Raw genomic sequence first — 1,816 nt, 5'->3', positions numbered from 1 at the left:
ACCAATCGATGAGCGGGCACAGCAGAGTGTTCTGGCAACATGACTGACGGTGTCACCACGATGCAGCATCAGCATGGCGGTGAGCCGCCGGGCGTGGTTTTTGTCCTTTGTTTTATGGATAGTTTTCTGCATCAGGCGTCGTTCGGTTCTGGGTATTGGTGCTATGATCGACATTGCTCAGTCCGGCTGGTGATTTGGGATATTCAGCGATTGATCAGATCGCATAAACCGGACTGAGTTCCCTCTAAGTGATCTACTATTCCGAGCAGTTATTTAGAGCGAAAGCGTACCGTGACGGTTAATCACTCTATGCCAGGGAAGCGTACTGCCTTCCGGTAAGCGGCTCAGAACGCCGCCCACCTGGCGCGCCGCGCGGGGCGAGCCTGCCAGTAATGCCACATCGCCATAGGTGGTAACCTTGCCGGGCGGAATGGCGGCCACAATTTGCCAGATACGTTGTTTAAAGCCGTCAGTGGTTGAGTTCATAGGCTTACCTGCCAGTAAAAGAACCTAACATAAAGGGGGTAATTTACAGGGATCGTACAAGAAACCAACGGTCATCCGTGCCAGGCTTGCAATTGCCATAGGCTTCCCCGATAATGCCTGCGCTCTCGATATGAGGGCTTGTCAATGGGGGCCCTGTTGGTTCTCCCGCAATGCTAGCTTGTGAACTCGGTCAGGTCCGGAAGGAAGCAGCCGCAGCAGGTGACGCGTGTGCCGGGATGTAGCTGGCAGGGCCTCCACCATTTTGTCTCCACCCGATTCCTCTCTTGTCACTCGCTTTTTTTGACACGCCTCTTTCTTCGCAGGCAGGCAAAGCTCGCCTGGGCCGATCCATTGCCGGCAGGCGAGTCGAACAGAAACGGGCGGGTTAAATCAGATTAAACGTAACGCAAAAATTAACTCAGCGTACAAATTTCCATACTGACACGGGGACTTTGTCATACAGTTTGTTCATCGTCAGTTCAGCCAGGCGGTGATCGGCTGCGGAGTAAAATACGGCTAATTCATCATCGGACAATTCATACTTATTTTTCTCAATCACTCTTTCGAGCGTGTCAATTGACCGACAACGTCTCAGTCGCATCAAATAATCAGTTTTAGTCAGGGTTTTGTTCATAAATAAACCGTTCTCACGTCAGTACTATAATGAATGGCTTGGCTGTTGAAGATAAGCGCACTCTTCTTGAAACAGATTAAATAAACGTTTTGCTGAACGTTGCCAGCGCTGCAGATCCTGAGTGTTAACGCTATAGCTGCTAAATAGCATAAAAGTATCATCAAGATATTCATCGATTTGGGTAATCAGCGCTTCGTCTTCTGCATGCTTAATTTTGTAATTCATGGTGAAAGAGGCGATATGCTCTATCAGATCGTTCAGCTGTAAATTACCATCGGCAGTAGGGTCATTTACCCAGCCATGATGGCTATCGGTTAATGTTGCCATACTGGCGTCAAACAAACTCTCACACACGTATTTAAGCTGGGCAATATCATGCCGTTTCGGTGAGTATTCGTCCATCTTTTTCCCCTCCGTAGCTAAATAACTGCTCGGAATAGTAGATCCCTTAGAGGGAACTCAGTCCGGTTTATGCGATCTGATCAATCGCTGAATATCCCAAATCACCAGCCGGACTGAGCAATGTCGATCATAGCACCAATACCCAGAACCGAACGACGCCTGATGCAGAAAACTATCCATAAAACAAAGGACAAAAACCACGCCCGGCGGCTCACCGCCATGCTGATGCTGCATCGTGGTGACACCGTCAGTCATGTTGCCAGAACACTCTGCTGTGCCCGCTCATCGATTGGT

General features: G+C 49.3%; 2 protein-coding genes, 1 other RNA gene and 3 pseudogenes. 2 read left to right on the top strand and 4 right to left on the bottom strand.

What is annotated here, in order from left to right; genetic code table 11:
• A pseudogene (locus F7Q90_RS25480) lies at positions 1 to 174 on the bottom strand (IS630 family transposase); the annotation flags it as partial.
• 102 nt (positions 175 to 276) lie between these two features.
• Positions 277 to 486 (bottom strand): annotated as a pseudogene (locus F7Q90_RS25475) (MGMT family protein); the annotation flags it as partial.
• 154 nt (positions 487 to 640) lie between these two features.
• Between F7Q90_RS25475 and ffs the strand changes: the two are divergent.
• Positions 641 to 737: signal recognition particle sRNA small type (ffs, locus tag F7Q90_RS25470), an RNA gene on the top strand.
• A gap of 167 nt (positions 738 to 904) precedes the next feature.
• Here ffs and F7Q90_RS25465 read toward each other — a convergent pair.
• Together F7Q90_RS25465 and tomB are read right to left on the bottom strand one after the other, a co-directional pair.
• The gene (locus F7Q90_RS25465) at positions 905 to 1,120 is read right to left on the bottom strand and encodes an HHA domain-containing protein (protein WP_006117940.1); all 216 of its coding nucleotides are present in this window, start codon (positions 1,118 to 1,120) and stop codon (positions 905 to 907) included.
• A gap of 24 nt (positions 1,121 to 1,144) precedes the next feature.
• The gene (gene tomB / locus F7Q90_RS25460) at positions 1,145 to 1,522 is read right to left on the bottom strand and encodes an Hha toxicity modulator TomB (RefSeq protein WP_006117939.1); all 378 of its coding nucleotides are present in this window, start codon (positions 1,520 to 1,522) and stop codon (positions 1,145 to 1,147) included.
• Positions 1,523 to 1,642: 120 nt separating this feature from the next.
• Between tomB and F7Q90_RS25455 the strand changes: the two are divergent.
• Positions 1,643 to 1,816: pseudogene (locus F7Q90_RS25455) on the top strand (IS630 family transposase); the annotation flags it as partial.

The organism is Pantoea stewartii subsp. stewartii (assembly GCF_008801695.1).
GTDB classification, from domain to species: domain Bacteria; phylum Pseudomonadota; class Gammaproteobacteria; order Enterobacterales; family Enterobacteriaceae; genus Pantoea; species Pantoea stewartii.
This window is presented reverse-complemented; position numbering and strand designations above follow the sequence as displayed.